This is a genomic window from Aquisalimonas sp. 2447 (genome assembly GCF_012044895.1).
Taxonomy (GTDB): domain Bacteria; phylum Pseudomonadota; class Gammaproteobacteria; order Nitrococcales; family Aquisalimonadaceae; genus Aquisalimonas.
Window position 1 is genome coordinate 596,760 of sequence record NZ_CP050695.1, and the last position, 14,111, is coordinate 610,870.

General features: G+C 64.1%; 12 protein-coding genes. 8 read left to right on the plus strand and 4 right to left on the minus strand.

The genetic code is table 11. The features are described from left to right. The first annotated feature begins 86 nt into the window (after positions 1–86). The 5 genes from KU884_RS02710 to KU884_RS02730 all read left to right on the plus strand — a co-directional run bounded on the left by KU884_RS02710 (position 87) and on the right by KU884_RS02730 (position 7,413). Positions 87–845 (plus strand): SDR family oxidoreductase, encoded by a 759-nt coding sequence (locus tag KU884_RS02710; RefSeq protein ID WP_167781178.1) that lies wholly within the window; start codon positions 87–89, stop codon positions 843–845. A 282-nt stretch (positions 846–1,127) separates the two neighbouring features. Further along, positions 1,128–1,790 (plus strand): nicotinamidase, encoded by a 663-nt coding sequence (locus tag KU884_RS02715; RefSeq protein WP_167781179.1) that lies wholly within the window; start codon positions 1,128–1,130, stop codon positions 1,788–1,790. After that, the gene (locus tag KU884_RS02720) at positions 1,787–2,986 is read left to right on the plus strand and encodes a patatin-like phospholipase family protein (protein ID WP_167781180.1); all 1,200 of its coding nucleotides are present in this window, start codon (positions 1,787–1,789) and stop codon (positions 2,984–2,986) included. Before KU884_RS02715 ends, KU884_RS02720 begins: the two co-directional genes overlap by 4 nt. Positions 2,987–3,193: 207 nt before the next feature. Beyond that, the gene (locus KU884_RS02725) at positions 3,194–6,673 is read left to right on the plus strand and encodes an adenosylcobalamin-dependent ribonucleoside-diphosphate reductase (protein WP_167781181.1); all 3,480 of its coding nucleotides are present in this window, start codon (positions 3,194–3,196) and stop codon (positions 6,671–6,673) included. A gap of 20 nt (positions 6,674–6,693) precedes the next feature. Then, positions 6,694–7,413, plus strand: a complete 720-nt coding sequence (locus KU884_RS02730; RefSeq protein WP_167781182.1) for an NrdJb — start codon at positions 6,694–6,696, stop codon at positions 7,411–7,413. A gap of 198 nt (positions 7,414–7,611) precedes the next feature. Here KU884_RS02730 and KU884_RS02735 read toward each other — a convergent pair whose 3' ends face one another. Both KU884_RS02735 and KU884_RS02740 read right to left on the minus strand, forming a co-directional pair. Beyond that, positions 7,612–7,962 (minus strand): phage integrase N-terminal SAM-like domain-containing protein, encoded by a 351-nt coding sequence (locus tag KU884_RS02735; RefSeq protein ID WP_167781183.1) that lies wholly within the window; start codon positions 7,960–7,962, stop codon positions 7,612–7,614. Positions 7,963–8,156: 194 nt separating this feature from the next. Next, on the minus strand, positions 8,157–9,497 hold the full coding sequence (locus tag KU884_RS02740) for an IS701 family transposase (protein ID WP_167781184.1): 1,341 nt from the start codon (positions 9,495–9,497) through the stop codon (positions 8,157–8,159). Positions 9,498–9,809: 312 nt separating this feature from the next. Here KU884_RS02740 and KU884_RS19210 point away from each other — a divergent pair, with 312 nt between their 5' ends. After that, complete coding sequence (locus KU884_RS19210; RefSeq protein WP_371807954.1) at positions 9,810–10,073, plus strand: OsmC family protein; 264 nt, start codon at positions 9,810–9,812, stop codon at positions 10,071–10,073. A 53-nt stretch (positions 10,074–10,126) separates the two neighbouring features. Here the strand turns inward: KU884_RS19210 and KU884_RS02750 are convergent, their stop codons facing one another. Together KU884_RS02750 and KU884_RS18860 are read right to left on the minus strand one after the other, a co-directional pair. Beyond that, the gene (locus tag KU884_RS02750) at positions 10,127–11,767 is read right to left on the minus strand and encodes an IS1634 family transposase (RefSeq protein ID WP_167781186.1); all 1,641 of its coding nucleotides are present in this window, start codon (positions 11,765–11,767) and stop codon (positions 10,127–10,129) included. 304 nt (positions 11,768–12,071) lie between these two features. Continuing rightward, positions 12,072–12,146 carry a hypothetical protein gene (locus tag KU884_RS18860; protein WP_254432237.1) on the minus strand — a complete coding sequence of 25 codons (75 nt, stop codon included), beginning with the start codon at positions 12,144–12,146 and terminating at the stop codon, positions 12,072–12,074. A 256-nt stretch (positions 12,147–12,402) separates the two neighbouring features. Between KU884_RS18860 and KU884_RS02760 the strand changes: the two genes are divergently transcribed. After that, positions 12,403–12,894 (plus strand): N-acetyltransferase, encoded by a 492-nt coding sequence (locus KU884_RS02760; protein WP_254432153.1) that lies wholly within the window; start codon positions 12,403–12,405, stop codon positions 12,892–12,894. A gap of 271 nt (positions 12,895–13,165) precedes the next feature. Next, complete coding sequence (locus KU884_RS02765; RefSeq protein WP_167781187.1) at positions 13,166–14,101, plus strand: PHB depolymerase family esterase; 936 nt, start codon at positions 13,166–13,168, stop codon at positions 14,099–14,101. Positions 14,102–14,111: the final 10 nt, after the last annotated feature.

The window sequence follows — 14,111 nt, forward strand, 5'->3', positions numbered from 1 at the left end:
TGTGGATCAACGTCCGGCGACGGGGAAGGCCGGGGGACGGTTCCTGTGCAAGAATGACCCGGGTCGACCACATGCGGAGGATCATCATGACGGGCACCATTCTCATCACCGGGGGCACATCCGGTTTCGGCGCCGCCACCGCGCAGCGCTTCAGCGAGCAGGGCTGGAAGGTCATCATCACAGGCCGCCGCGGGGACCGGCTGCAGGCCATGCAGGAGCAGCTCGGCGGCCCCGAGCGGGTGCACACCCTGCAGTTCGACATCAGCGACCGCGCCGCCACCGAGCAGGCCATGACCAGTCTGCCCGAGGCGTTTGCCGACGTGGACGTGCTGGTCAACAACGCCGGCCTGGCTCTTGGCCGCGAGCCCGCCCACGAGTGCAGCATGGACGAGTGGGAGACCATGGTGGACACCAACATCAAGGGCCTTCTCTGCGCCACCCGCTGCATTCTTCCCGGGATGGTGGAGCGCAACCGCGGCCACGTGGTGAACCTTGGTTCCGTGGCCGGCAACTGGCCCTACCCCGGCGGCAATGTCTACTGCGGCACCAAGGCGTTCGTGCAGCAGTTCAGCCGCGCCATGCGCTCCGACCTCCAGGGCACTCGCGTGCGCGTCACCAACTTGGAGCCCGGCCTGTGCGAGACCGAGTTCTCCGTGGTGCGCTTCCGCGGCGACCAGGACAAGGCGGACAGCCTCTACGAAGGCAACGACCCCATGCTCCCCGAGGACATTGCCGAGATCATCTGGTGGGTCACCAGCCTCCCGGCCCGGGTCAACGTCAACAGCCTCGAGGTCATGCCCGTCACCCAGAGCTGGAACCCGCTGGCGGTGAAGCCGGTGAGATGAAGACGTAGTCCCCGACATTGCCGATGGCACACGTAGGGTGCATCTTGATGCACCGTCCCCGACAGGCCGGCCGCGGTGGTCCATCCGCGGCCGTCACGGTGCATCAAGATGCACCCTACTGTCCGGTCCCGCGCGGGAGCGACGTCAGTCGCGACATCACCCTGACACTTCGTCCCCACACACCGCCCCGCCCCCTTGTGACCTCTTCCCACCACCCTGATACTCACCCATAGGAACACCCCACCGACGACGGACCGCATCATCTCCGAAGGAGGGCGATGCATGGCACGGCACGAGCTGCTCAACGACCCCGACCACACGGCACTGCTGCTGGTGGACATCCAGCCGGACTTCATGAACGCCGGCCCGCTCGCCACCGCCGATGGTGACGCCATCATCCCCGGGGTGCGCGAACTCATGCAGGCCCCGCCCTGTGGCGTCCTGGTCGCCACCCAGGACTGGCACCCGGCCGGGCACGTTTCCTTCGCCAGCTCCCACGCGGGCCGGGATCCGTTCGATACCATCGAACTCCACGGCCACGACCAGGTGCTCTGGCCCGATCACTGCGTCCAGGGCACCGCCGGCGCCGAACTGGCGCCGAGCCTGCCGTGGGACCACGTGGACCTCATCCTGCGCAAGGGCTGCGACCCGCAGGTGGACTCCTACAGTGGTTTCCGCAACAACTGGGGTCCGGACGGCAAGCGTCCGCCCACCGGGCTGGCCGGTTACCTGCGCGAGCGTGGCGTGCACACCGTGCTGGTCTGCGGCCTGGCCCGGGATGTCTGCGTGCAGTGGACCGCGCAGGACGCCGTCGACGCCGGCTTCCACGCCGGCTTCATCTGGGACCTCACCCGGCCGGTGACCCACGACAACGACCAGGCGTGCCAGCAGGCGCTCAAGGCCGCCGGCGTGCACATCGTGGAGGCGGCGGACCTGACGGCATGAGCCAGGAAGGCAGTGCTCCCTGTGCAGGGTTGATTCTCTCCGGCGGCGGCGCCCGCGCCGCCTATCAGGTGGGTGTGCTCAAAGCCATCCGGCGGCTATTGCCCCACGGCGCACCCAACCCGTTCCCGGTGATCTGCGGCACCTCTGCCGGCGCCATCAACGCCGCCGCCATTGCCACCCACGCCACCCACTTCGGCCAGGGGGTCCGCGGCCTGGAAGCGGTGTGGTCGGGGTTCCGCGCCGAACAGGTCTACCGCACGGATGCCTGGGGCGTGTCCCGGCGGGCCCTGAAATGGTTGAGCGCCCTGTTCCTTGGCGGGGTCGGCGCTCACAACCCGGTGTCCCTGCTGGACAACCGCCCCCTGCGGGAGCTCCTGGGCCAGGTGCTGCGCTTTCAGCGGCTGGAGCAGGCCATCGCCAGCGGTGATCTGCGCGGGCTCAGCATCACCGCCTCGCGCTACACCGGCGGCGAGTCCGTCTCCTTCTTCCAGGGCCACCAGAGCATCCCCGAATGGGGTCGGGCCCGGCGGGTGGGGGTACGCACCCAGCTCGGGCTGCAGCACCTGCTGGCTTCCAGCGCCATTCCGGTGGTGTTCCCGGCAGTGCGCATCGGCGACAACTTCTACGGTGACGGCTCCGTGCGCCAGCTCGCCCCCATCAGCCCGGCCCTGCACATGGGCGCCGACCGGGTGCTGGTCATCGGCGTCAGCGGCCGGGTGGGTGTGGCGGGGGACGAGCAGGTACCGCAGCGCTACCCCAGCGTCGCCGAGATCCTCGGCCATGTGCTGGACTCCGCCTTCATCGACATGCTCGAAGGCGACCTGGAGCGCCTGGAGCGCGTCAACCGAACGCTGGAGTACATCCCGGAGAAGGCCCGCCGCCGGGAAGGCCCGGACCTGCGCCATATTCAGGCCCTGCACATCTCGCCCAGCGAGGAGCTGGACGACATCGCCGCCGCCCACGCCCACGAACTGCCCCGCAGCCTGCGCTTCTTCCTCCGTGGCAGCGGTGCCACCACCGGCGCCGGCTCCACCATTGCCAGCTATCTCCTGTTCGAACGCGGTTTCACCCGCGCCCTCATCGATCTCGGCTACCGCGATGCCCTGCAGCGGGAGAACGAAATCCTGCGTTTCCTCGGCTACGACCCGGAGCAGCTCTATGGCCGCTCGGGCACCGTTCCCGTGGATCTCTGGTAGCCGTTATACTGTTCATATATATAGTGATCGAGTTGTGCATTCGGGCAAGTCAACCGTTGACTTGACCACCGTATGTTCTACCATGAGCGACATTCCACCCCAAGATATTGGGGTTTTCTGGAAAAACCTGTAGACATGTTGTGGAACAGCCTGTGGATAGATAGGCCAAGTTCCTGATCTCAAAAAGACCAACAGGGGAGCCCACGAATGACCGATGCAGCCGAGGCACGGGATCTGCCGAAGGACGTCACAGAGATCGCCATCCAGAGCGCATCCTGGGACATCTGGGACAAGAAGTACCGCCTGAAGGCGAAGGACGGCCGTGTCATCGACGAAACCGTCGACGACACCTACAAGCGCGTGGCCTGGTCCCTGGCCCAGGTGGAAGAGACCGAGGCCAAGCGCCACGAGTGGTACGAGAAGTTCGTCTGGGCGCTGCGCCAGGGCGCGATCCCCGCCGGCCGCATCACCTCCAACGCCGGCGCCCAGGAGCACAAGCCGGCCACCAGCACCATCAACTGCACCGTCTCCGGCACCGTCGGCGACTCCATGGACGACATCCTGCAGAAGGTGCATGAGGCGGGCCTGACGCTGAAGGCCGGCTGCGTTGCTCCCGACACGACAGTCGTGACCGAAAAGGGAGCGGTGACCGCGAAGCGCGCCGTGGATGAGAAGCATCAGCAGATGCTGTGTTACGACCGTGACACCGGGCGTTTCGAGATGCGCGCCATTGAGGAGCACATGGTCACCCATGTGCCTCGCTCCGAGAACATCGAGATTCGCTCCAACGGGGCTTCCCTGAAGACGTCCATCAAGCACCCGGTCCTGGTTTACCGGGATGATCGTGCGGTGTACGTCCGCGCGGACGAGGTCAGGCCGGACGATGCGCTGGTCCATTACACCATGGCGTGGACGGCGGACTCCGCGACGGCCATGCAGGCTTGGTTTGCGGGAGCGCATCTGGGCGACGGTAGTGCCTACGAAAAGAGGTACGAATACAAGTCGACACGCACCGTCTGGAAGGAAAAGGCGCAGGCCGCAGGCAAGCGATTCATCTTCAAGATCCGCGCAGCCGAAAAGGAAGTGGTGGAACGCTATGCGGAATTTTTCCGCGCATTCTGCGGGTCCCGTGCTCAGGTCGTACCAACTGCCACGGAGAATGGCACACCGGTGTGGGACTACACCGTCGCCAGTTTCGAAGCGAGTGGTGCCGCAGAATTCATCGACCACCAGATCGGCAGCAAGACCGGCGCACTCCGTGTGCCGTCCTGGGTTGCCGAGAATCCGCAAACGCACTTCCTGCCGTTTCTCGCGGGTCTGATCGATACCGATGGCACGGTGTCGAAAGAGCGGGGCAGTGTCACCATTGCCACCCAGAACGTAGCGTTCGCCGAGCAGCTTCAGCAGCTTCTTGGGCTGTTTGGCGTCCATGGCGGAATCACGCTGCGTAAGCCTCGTGAGCATACCTACCGAGGCAACCCGGTCCGCGATTCCGGGGGCGCGATGCTCAAGATCTCCGATTCGGATTTCCTGGGGCAGGTTGTCGCTTTCATGGCCGATACCGGCAAGCGCAGGCGCATTGCCGAGCACGGCTCCCAGTCCGGGCAGTACGACCGCTACGTGATGCCCTATGGGCTGCGTTGTGGTCTGGAGCGGGAAGCCGGGAACATTGGGCATAAGGAGCGCCAAAACCTCGGTTTCTATCACGGCTACCATCGCCGTTCCGTGGTTAGCAGGATCTGGCTGGAACGCTGGCGAGAGCGCTTCCCGCATCTGGCCGAATGGATTGATCTGGCCCGTACGCTTCGTCCTGTGGACGAGATCAATCGGGAGCTGGATGTCGGCGAGACGTTCTATGACTTCACCGTCGAGGAGCACCACAACTACGTGGCCGGTGAAGCAGGCCTGATGGTCATCCACAACTGCGGCATCGGCTACGAATTCTCCACTTTGCGGCACAAGGGCGCCTACGTCTCCGGCGCCGGCGCCTACACCAGCGGCGCCCTGTCGTTCATGGATATCTACGACCGCATGTGCTTCACCGTCTCCAGCGCCGGCGGCCGCCGCGGCGCGCAGATGGCCACCTTCGACGTGGGCCACCCGGACGTGCTCGACTTCATCCGCGCCAAGCGCGAAGACGGCCGGCTGCGCCAGTTCAACCTGTCGCTGCTGATCACCGACGAGTTCATCGAGGCCGTACGCAACGACGCCGACTGGCCGCTGGCCTTCCCGGTGAGCCCGCGCGAAGTGGAAGTGGACGGCATCGACGTCAACGACCCCAGCGTCATCCGCTGGCGCTACTGGCCGCGCAAGGAAGGTTACGTGGTCAACGATGACGGCCTGGTCGCCTGCCGCATCGAGCGCACCGTGAAAGCGAAGCGCCTTTGGGACATGATCATGACCTCCACCTACGACTTCGCCGAACCGGGCTTCATCCTCATTGACCGCGTCAACGAGATGAACAACAACTGGTTCGACGAAGACATCCGGGCGACTAACCCCTGCGGCGAACAGCCCTTGCCGCCCTACGGCGCATGCCTCCTTGGCTCCGTGAACCTCACCAAGTTCGTGCGTGAGCCGTTCACCGAGAACGCCCACTTCGACTGGGATACCTACCGCGACGTGGTGGCCATCTTCACCCGCATGCTGGACAACGTGGTGGAGGTCAACGGCCTGCCCCTGCCCGAGCAGCAGAAGGAGATCATGCGCAAGCGCCGTCACGGCATGGGCTTCCTGGGCCTGGGCTCCACGGTGACCATGCTGCGCATGAAGTACGGCGATGCCGACTCCGTGGCCTTCACAGAGGAAGCGTCCAAGCAGATGGCCCTGCAGGGCTGGCGCACCGCCGTGGATCTGGCCGACGAGAAGGGCCCGGCGCCGATCATGGACGAGGACTTCACCGTCACCGCCGAGATGCTGGCCAAGCGTCCGCGCATGGCCGAGGACGGCTACAAGGTGGGCGACCAGGTCAAGGGCCGCGTGCTCATGGCCCGCTACAGCCAGTACATGGAGAAGGTCGCCGACGCCGATCCGGAGACCGTGGACGCCATCGTCGAGAAGGGCGCGCGTTTCACCCACCACAGCTCCATCGCGCCCACCGGCACCATCTCCCTGTCCCTGGCCAACAACGCGAGCAACGGCATCGAGCCCAGCTTTGCGCACCACTACTACCGCAACGTGATCCGCGAAGGGCGCAAGTCGAAAGAGAAGGTGGACGTGTTCAGCTTCGAGCTGCTGGCCTACCGCTCCTTCATCGACGCCGAGGGCCTGCCCCAGGCGGCGGATGCCGACAGCGCCGGCCTGCCGGATTACTTCATCACCGCCGATGATGTCACGCCCAAGCAGCACGTGGACATCCAGGGCGCGGCCCAGAAGTGGGTGGACTCCTCCATCTCCAAGACGGCCAACGTGCCCACGGACTACCCCTACGAGGACTTCAAGGACATCTACCTCTACGCCTACGAACAGGGGCTCAAGGGCTGCACCACTTTCCGCTTCAACCCGGAAGCGTTCCAGGGCGTGCTGGTGAAGGAAGAAGACCTTGCCAACACCACCTACCGCTTCGAACTGGCCGACGGCACCACCGTCGAAGCGCAGGGCGGTGACGAAATCGAGTACGACGGCGAGATGCACACCGCCGCCAACCTCTACGACGCCCTGAAAGAAGGCTACTACGGCAAGTTCTGAGCCCACGGAGGATGAGTACCATGGCTATCAAGATCGACAAGCCCATCGTGGGCTACGAAGTGGCCAAGCCCGAGGACGAGCAGGCGAAGAACAACGCCCCCGCTCCGGGCCAGGCCGCCAACGCTGAAGACATCGAGCACATGCACGAGTCGGTGCAACGGCCCAACGAGCTCGAGGGCAGCACCTACAAGATCAAGACGCCGCTGTCCGAGCACGCGCTGTACGTCACCATCAACGACATCGTGCTCAACCCCGGCACGGATCACGAGATCCGGCGGCCGTTCGAGATCTTCATCAACTCCAAGAACATGGACCACTTCCAGTGGATCGTGGCGCTCACGCGGATCATCTCCTCGGTGTTCCGCAAGGGCGGCGACTGCACCTTCCTGGTGGAAGAGCTGCGCTCCGTGTTCGACCCGCGCGGCGGCTACTTCAAGAAGGGCGGGCGCTTCATGCCCTCCCTGGTGGCCGAGCTGGGAGACGTCATCGAGACGCACCTGAAGAAGATCGGCATGATCGAGCCCGAGGAAATGGACGAGCACCAGAAGGCCTTCATCGACAAGAAGAAGGCCGAGTTCGCCGGCCATAACCCGGCCCTGGACGCCGCCGCCGCGGAGGCCCCGGAGGAAGGCGACTTCCCCGCCAACTCCGCCCTCTGCGGCAAGTGCAACGTCAAGGCCATGGTGCAGATGGACGGCTGCATGACGTGCCTGAACTGCGGCGATAGCAAGTGCGGCTAAGGTAGGCCGCACTGTGGCAGGAATGACGAACCCCGGTCATCGCAAGGTGCCGGGGTTTCGTTTTTAGAGAGGCCGAACGTGACACCAACAGACCGATTGTTTGGCACAGGGCCGGAATTTCGCTACCGCCGCAATAGGGCTACACACGAGAACCGCGCCATGGACCCAGGCCAACACACCAGCCGGAAGCCTCCACCGTCACGCCATGTCGAGCGGGCTCCGCGTGTGAACAGTGGGCAGCCGCTCCGGCTTTTTCGCTCGCTCCACGCTGGCAACGGCCTCAAGCTGCTGGCCGAGCACATTCCGGTAGAGGAAAAGCAGAGCGCTGAATGCCTGGTTCTGGGTCGAGGCGGCAACGTCGCCGTTCGTTGCCAGATGCGTCAGAAAGGCCTGCACCTCCGGCGCCCCCATTGTGGTTGGGTGGCGCTTGCCATGGAAGAGAATAAAGCGGCGAATCCACTGAACGTAGGCCCGCTCCGTGCGGATGCTGTAGTGCTTGAATCGAATGCGCTCCCGGACCTGGTCCAAGAGCTTCGGCGCCTGATCCATGGCGTCTATGCTCCCTGCGGTTGTCGGCGTGTAAACCCAGAAGAAGCTACCTGTGACGCGGTCCGAAGGCAAGAGACCGAGCGTTACACACCAGAAGCGGCGTGTTTTAACACACCATTATTGGTGTCTACTTTTAGTACTACTTTGTTATTTATGGACCATCACGAGCCCGAGACGCCTCGATGACGACTTGCTCAAACAAGGCCTCCAGCACACGGCGCCGCAGGGCGGTGATGCTCGTGCGTGTCCGTGGGGGGGAAACCCCCGGGGCCGGGGGCTGCCTGCGGCGAGGCAGCCTCATCGGGTGGTGCGTCATGGAAAGGCCCATAAGCGCGCTGCAGGGCGAGGTAGCTGTGCGCGAGCATGACCAGCGCCACGTGCCGGTGCAGTCCCGGCCAGCGGCGGCCCTCGTAGTCGTCGAGCCCAAGCTCGCCCTTGGCGTCCTGGTAGAAGCGCTCGATCGCCCAGCGCACGTGAATGAGTGCCACCAGCTCGGGCAGACGCATGGCGTCGAGACCCCAGGCGAAGTAGTACTTCACATCGCCCCGATGCCCTGGGCAGGGGCGCTCGCCGATGAGCACGCCGCGACTGGGCAGATGCTTGCCACGCCATCCGCTGCGATGGACGGGGATGGACACGAACTCCCGGGTCAGCGCCCCTTTATGGCCCTGACGCCAGGCCACCCGGCGCCAGGCGCGCTCCGGCTGGGCGGCCACCAGCGCCTCGGCGCTTTGCTTCTCGACACGCTCTTCGAGCCGGCTTGCCTTGCGGGGCCGCCCCCGGCCTTGCCGGGGCGGAGGCGGTGGGTCGCCGGGGTCGGCGGCAACCTGCACGGCATCCCGGAAGTGCACTCGCCGCGCCACAGCCACCGCATACGGCTGGTCACGCTGCTCAAGCCCGTCGAGAAACGCCCCCTGATCGCCGTAGCCCGCATCAGCCACCACCGCGCCGACCGCCAGGCCCGCCTCGCGGGCCTGGTCGAACAGATCCAGCGCGATCTCGCCCTTGGTCTGAAAACCCGTCCCGGACGGCACCTGCGCCTTCGCGAGCCGCTGCGGGTCGTCGCACCAGCGCCGGGGCAGATACAGCCGGGCGTTGACCGGCCAGTCGAAGGCGCGGTCGACGTAGTGGCTGCTCACCAGCACCTGGCAGTTGTCCACGCGCCCGAGCGTGCCCGAGTACTGCCGATCCACGCCCACCGAGGCGTCGCCTTTCTTCGGCAGGCCCGTGTCATCAAAGATCAACGCCCCGGCCCCTGTGCGGGCATGAACGCTCATATGCGCGATCCGTATCCGGTCCATGGCCGCGACATCCCACTGCGTGCGCGTGAGCAGCTCCTGGAGCCGCTGGCCGTTGGTCCCCGGCAACGCCTCGCCCATGGCCATGGCGGTCTTGTGCGGGATGTTCGCCAGAAGCCCGGTTGTGTAGCGCTCCAGCGCATGCCGACTCTCGGCACGCCGCAGCAGCGCACCGAACGGCTCCAAGAACGCCTCGAGGTCTGTGAGCGGTTGCATGCCGGCCTGTGGAATCGCCATCGCACCCCCTGTTGGGTTGCAGGGTACGAGGCGCAGCATGCACCGCAAAGCAGTAACTTGCAATATCTAACAAAGTAGTATTAAGACGGGGCATTAATGTCGAAAAAAGGAGAGCACGATTATTCCGCTACTGTTGTCTGGACAGGTAATGCAGGCGAAGGTACCAGGAATCATCGCGCATTCTCGCGTGACCACGAAATAACGTGCGGCAGTAAACCGACAATATTCGGTTCGGCAGACCCAGCATTTCTAGGCGACTCGTCTCGTTACAACCCGGAAGAGCTGTTGCTAAGTGCGCTTTCGGCATGCCACATGCTTTGGTATCTGCATCTGTGCGCCAACGCCGGAATTGCTGTAACGGAGTATGTAGACAATGCTACGGGTAGAATGATTGAAACGAAAAGCGGCAGTGGCTATTTTGAGAATGTAACGTTGAAGCCAAGTATCCGAATAGGGGCAACTGACGACAGCGAGCTGGCGAAATCTCTACACGATAAAGCGCATTCGTTCTGCTTTATTGCAAATTCCGTAAATTTTGAGGTCCGGTGTGCCCAAGTTCCGCAGCTAATGACGTAACCCGTTGATTCGCTGAACCTGGGTGAAGCGAAAATGACACTACAAGCGCATTGTCAGGGCTTCGGCAGCTCCAGGGCGCCGAACAGGTCAAGCTGCTCCTTGGTGGTCTTGCTGGTGCCGGTGTAGACGTGCTCGCCGATGGTGGCGCGGTGTTTCTGGATGCGGGCGAGGAGTTCCAGTGCCGTCTTGGGACTGGTGCTGCTCCCATTGGCCTTGAGGCGCATACGCATGACCCGGTAGAGCACCAGCGCCAGGAAGCAGATCAGCGCATGGGCCCGGATGCGATCAGGGAGCCGGTGGTAGACCGGGGCGATCTCCAGATCGCTCTTGAGCACCCGGAAGCCGCGCTCGATATCGGCGAGACTCTTGTAGCGCGTGACGATCTCCTCGGCGCTGAAGTCAGGGACATTGGTCAGTAGCACCAGTTTGCCGTCGAAGACCTCCGCCCGCTCGAGTGCCTCCTCGTCGATGCTGTAGCTGAACCGCTCGGCATGGTAGTCCGCCTTGATGAAGCGGGTGAGCTCCGCATCGGCTACGGCGCGCTGGAAGCGGCTGTAGGCACCGCGGTCGGTGGCACGACGACCGCGCTCGCTGACTCCCTCGTCCTGGGCGTCGAGTTTACCGACGAGCTTCTCAGTGAACTCCTCGAGCTCAGTAATGCGCGCCCGCCGGCGCGCCGCCTGCTCGGCGGCCCGATCCGGGTCGTGCGCGACCACCAGGCGGTGGCCTGCGAAACGCCCCTCGGCCAGCCCGTCGGTGAAGTCCATCCCCTCGAGGGTGCCGCCGAGTTCCGCGTAGCGTCGCGCCGGCGCCGCCAGGATGAACTGCAGCTTGCGCGCACTCGTGGCAGCCAGTTCGGTGAGATCGGCCACGTTATCCAGACTCAGCAACCCCCGGTCGGCGACCAGGATCACTCGCTCGATCGGGAAACGCGCCAGCACCTCGCGGAGCATCCGCTCCAGCGTGCGCGTCTCGGCGACGTTGCCGGCATGGACGGTGTGCATCAGCGGCAACCCGTCCGCACTCTGGACGACACCGAGCACGAACTGGCGAGCAATACCGCCGGTGTCCTTGCTCATGCCGTAGGCGCGCACATCGCCAGGAACATCGCCATGGCCGTGAATGCGCACCGTGGTCAGATCGTAGAACATCACCGAGACCTGCTGGTCGAGCATGGGGCGCAACTGCTTCGCCACACAGCCCTCCACGGCCTCAGCGCGATCCATGAGCGCATCCATGGCGCGCAGGAGCTGATCGTGGGTCACCGCCTCCGGCATGCCTGGCATGGCCACCGTCTCCAGCCATTCCAGGCACCCGAGCTTGGAGTCCGGTGCGCAGAGCCGGTTGAAGACCATGGCGCGCACCAGTGCCTCGGCGTCGAAATGCCGCCGCGAGGAACGAAGTGCCCGGCGAATCGCCTGGCCCAAACCGAGATCCTGCCAGAGTTCATGTAGGGCGTAGACATCGCCGAAGGCCTTGGCGCTGTCGTACTCCACGGTTTGTGCGATTGTGGGTGCACGGCCCAGCGCCCGGTTGAGACCGCCGATCAGTGGATCGAGATGCTTGGGCTCGAGTTTGTCCAGGCGCCCGAAATTGGCCACCACCCGCTGGCGCACCGCGCCGGCGTCGGTGCGATAGGACTCGACGAGTTGCAAATAGTGGCGATCGCCGGAGCGGGTGATGCGCGTGTACATGGAACGACATTAGCACCACCAAAGATCTATGGGTAGACCGTTGCGGGCCTCGGCGTGACACTACAGGGGTCTGCCAAAATCACGCCTTCTCAGCCGGTAAGTCATTGTTCCGCAAACACCCGACTCGGCTCCGAACCCCGGAAATCGGCTCTGAACTGCGGAACTTGGGGGTGTGAGCCTGAAATCCGTGCCGGGTAATAGGCTGTCTAACAGATGCGGTCAAGGGACGCTCCTGACGTCGCGCCCCTGCCGCTGGCGTTGAGCGCCTGAAAAGCAGCCTCCGCCTGGCACCACAGTCGCCGCACTACGGCTGCCCGACCACGACCTCGCTGATCTGGATGGCAGGCGTCAAGTCGGTGTAGTTCGGGATGTCAGCCATGATCTCCTTGGCGTGGGGGCCAAAGCCGTCCTGAAATGACTCGACAGAATCTCCCCGCGCCGCCTTTCCCGGTAAAGTCCGATGAACCTTTTTTCTCTACGAAGAGTTTATTGGTCGGGTCGCATTCGCAGCTTAGCGGCGACGCATCAGGTCGTCCGACTGGGTAGAGTATCCGACGACAATGACTCTGGCCGGTTGACGAGCTACGCAGCCGGGTACAGTTTTAGCCCAGAGTCAGCCACGGAGAGAGCAGCCGGTGAGAATCGAGCGCATTGATCCGGGATTGTCGTCAGTCGGGGCCTTGCTGGAAGAGTCCGATCAGTACATGGCGGCGCTCTATCCGGCGGAGAGCAATCATCTTGAGAGCGTGGATGACCTTTGTCGGCCGAACGTGGCTCTGTTCGGATGCTTTGTTGATGGTGAGCTCGCAGCGTGTGGGGCGGTAAAGGTGATCGATGACGGGGAGGGGCGCTACGGCGAGGTCAAGCGGCTGTTCGTGGGGGCGCCGTACCGTCGGCGCGGCATCTCGGCTGCACTCATGGCGCGGCTTGAGCAGCGACTTGTCGAGGCCGGGGTGGGAGTGGCCAGGCTTGAAGTGGGTGTCAGCCAGCCCGAGGCGCTCTCGCTGTATCGGCAACTCGGTTACGTGGAACGTAGTCGGTTCGGTGCCTACGGTCCTGATCCCCTCAGCGTGTTCATGGAGAAGAAGCTTCCGTCGAGGGAGAGCGCGGCGGCACAGCGGCGCTGATCTAATTGCGGACCCTGCCCTCTTGATGGTGGCTTGGACCGCCCCGAACAACGCTACGGTGGGATGTTTGACAGATCCTGGGCCAGTTGGGCGCGATCATGGTCCCATTTTCGCTCAGTGTGACAACGCACGGACGCAACTTTCTGCATCCCTCATGGTTGGGGGCGAAACAGTCGTCTGATCGCCCCTGCAGAATGCAGCAGCCGCGATCAGAGCCAACTGTTCCTCCGGACAACCATTGCTGAAGGAGGGATGTCAGAAGGAGATTGCAATGCTGGACGCCCTGACAGGATTCGGATCCGACCCGGGGTCGCTGCGCGCGAATACATACATCCCGGAGGGGTTCCCGGATAACGGTCCGCTCGTCGTCGTCCTGCATGGTTGTGGCCAGTCAGCAGAGAGCTATAACAATGGCTCGGGCTGGTCGACGCTCGCCGAGGAATGTGGGGTCGCGCTCCTGTTTCCCGAGCAGCGGCGGATCAACAACCTCCTTGGTGGCTTCAACTGGTTCGAGCCGGGCGACAGCCACCGTGGTCTTGGAGAGCCGCTCTCGATCCGCCAGATGATCAGGCAGGTCGTCGACGATTATGCCATCGACCCGACGCGCGTGTTCATAACGGGGCTGTCCGCGGGCGGCGCCATGACATCCGTGATGCTGGCGACCTATCCGGAAGTCTTCGCGGGAGGCGCGATTATCGGCGGACTGCCCTACCGCACCGCAGACACGCTGATGCAGGCGATCTTCCGCATGAAGGGATATGGCGGCCCTTCGGACCGCAGGCTCGGCGCACTTGTACGCGGGGCCTCGATGGGCGCCGGTGGCTGGCCGACGATCTCGGTCTGGCATGGTGGCCGGGACACGATCATCCACCGCTCCAACGCGGAATCCATCATTTGGCAATGGCAGAGGATCCACAAGGTCAAGGGGCCGCCCACCCGGGTGGAGCAGGTCGACGGGTTTCCCCGGCGGGTCTGGTGCAACGCGGGCAAGCGGGTGGTGATCGAGGAATACATCATCCGCAGAATGGGCCACGGCACACCGATCAGCTCACGAGGAGACGACGGTCTCGGCGAAGAAGGGAAGTACATGCTGGAAGTCGGCATATCTTCGACCCGCCACATAGCGCGTTTCTGGGGCCTGACTCCCGAAACCCCACGTTCCGTCCGCCGCGAACGGCCGACAGTCTTTTACAAATCAACCGCTTAAGCTCGACTCC

What these genes read in the sequence shown, in the direction of transcription:
- KU884_RS02710 (WP_167781178.1), top strand. Translation starts at nt 87, where the DNA reads ATGACGGGCACCATTCTCATCACCGGGGGCACATCCGGTTTCGGCGCC.
- KU884_RS02715 (WP_167781179.1), top strand. Translation starts at nt 1,128, where the DNA reads ATGGCACGGCACGAGCTGCTCAACGACCCCGACCACACGGCACTGCTG.
- KU884_RS02720 (WP_167781180.1), top strand. Translation starts at nt 1,787, where the DNA reads ATGAGCCAGGAAGGCAGTGCTCCCTGTGCAGGGTTGATTCTCTCCGGC.
- KU884_RS02725 (WP_167781181.1), top strand. Translation starts at nt 3,194, where the DNA reads ATGACCGATGCAGCCGAGGCACGGGATCTGCCGAAGGACGTCACAGAG.
- KU884_RS02730 (WP_167781182.1), top strand. Translation starts at nt 6,694, where the DNA reads ATGGCTATCAAGATCGACAAGCCCATCGTGGGCTACGAAGTGGCCAAG.
- KU884_RS02735 (WP_167781183.1), bottom strand. Translation starts at nt 7,962, where the DNA reads ATGGATCAGGCGCCGAAGCTCTTGGACCAGGTCCGGGAGCGCATTCGA.
- KU884_RS02740 (WP_167781184.1), bottom strand. Translation starts at nt 9,497, where the DNA reads ATGGCGATTCCACAGGCCGGCATGCAACCGCTCACAGACCTCGAGGCG.
- KU884_RS19210 (WP_371807954.1), top strand. Translation starts at nt 9,810, where the DNA reads ATGCTTTGGTATCTGCATCTGTGCGCCAACGCCGGAATTGCTGTAACG.
- KU884_RS02750 (WP_167781186.1), bottom strand. Translation starts at nt 11,767, where the DNA reads ATGTACACGCGCATCACCCGCTCCGGCGATCGCCACTATTTGCAACTC.
- KU884_RS02765 (WP_167781187.1), top strand. Translation starts at nt 13,166, where the DNA reads ATGCTGGACGCCCTGACAGGATTCGGATCCGACCCGGGGTCGCTGCGC.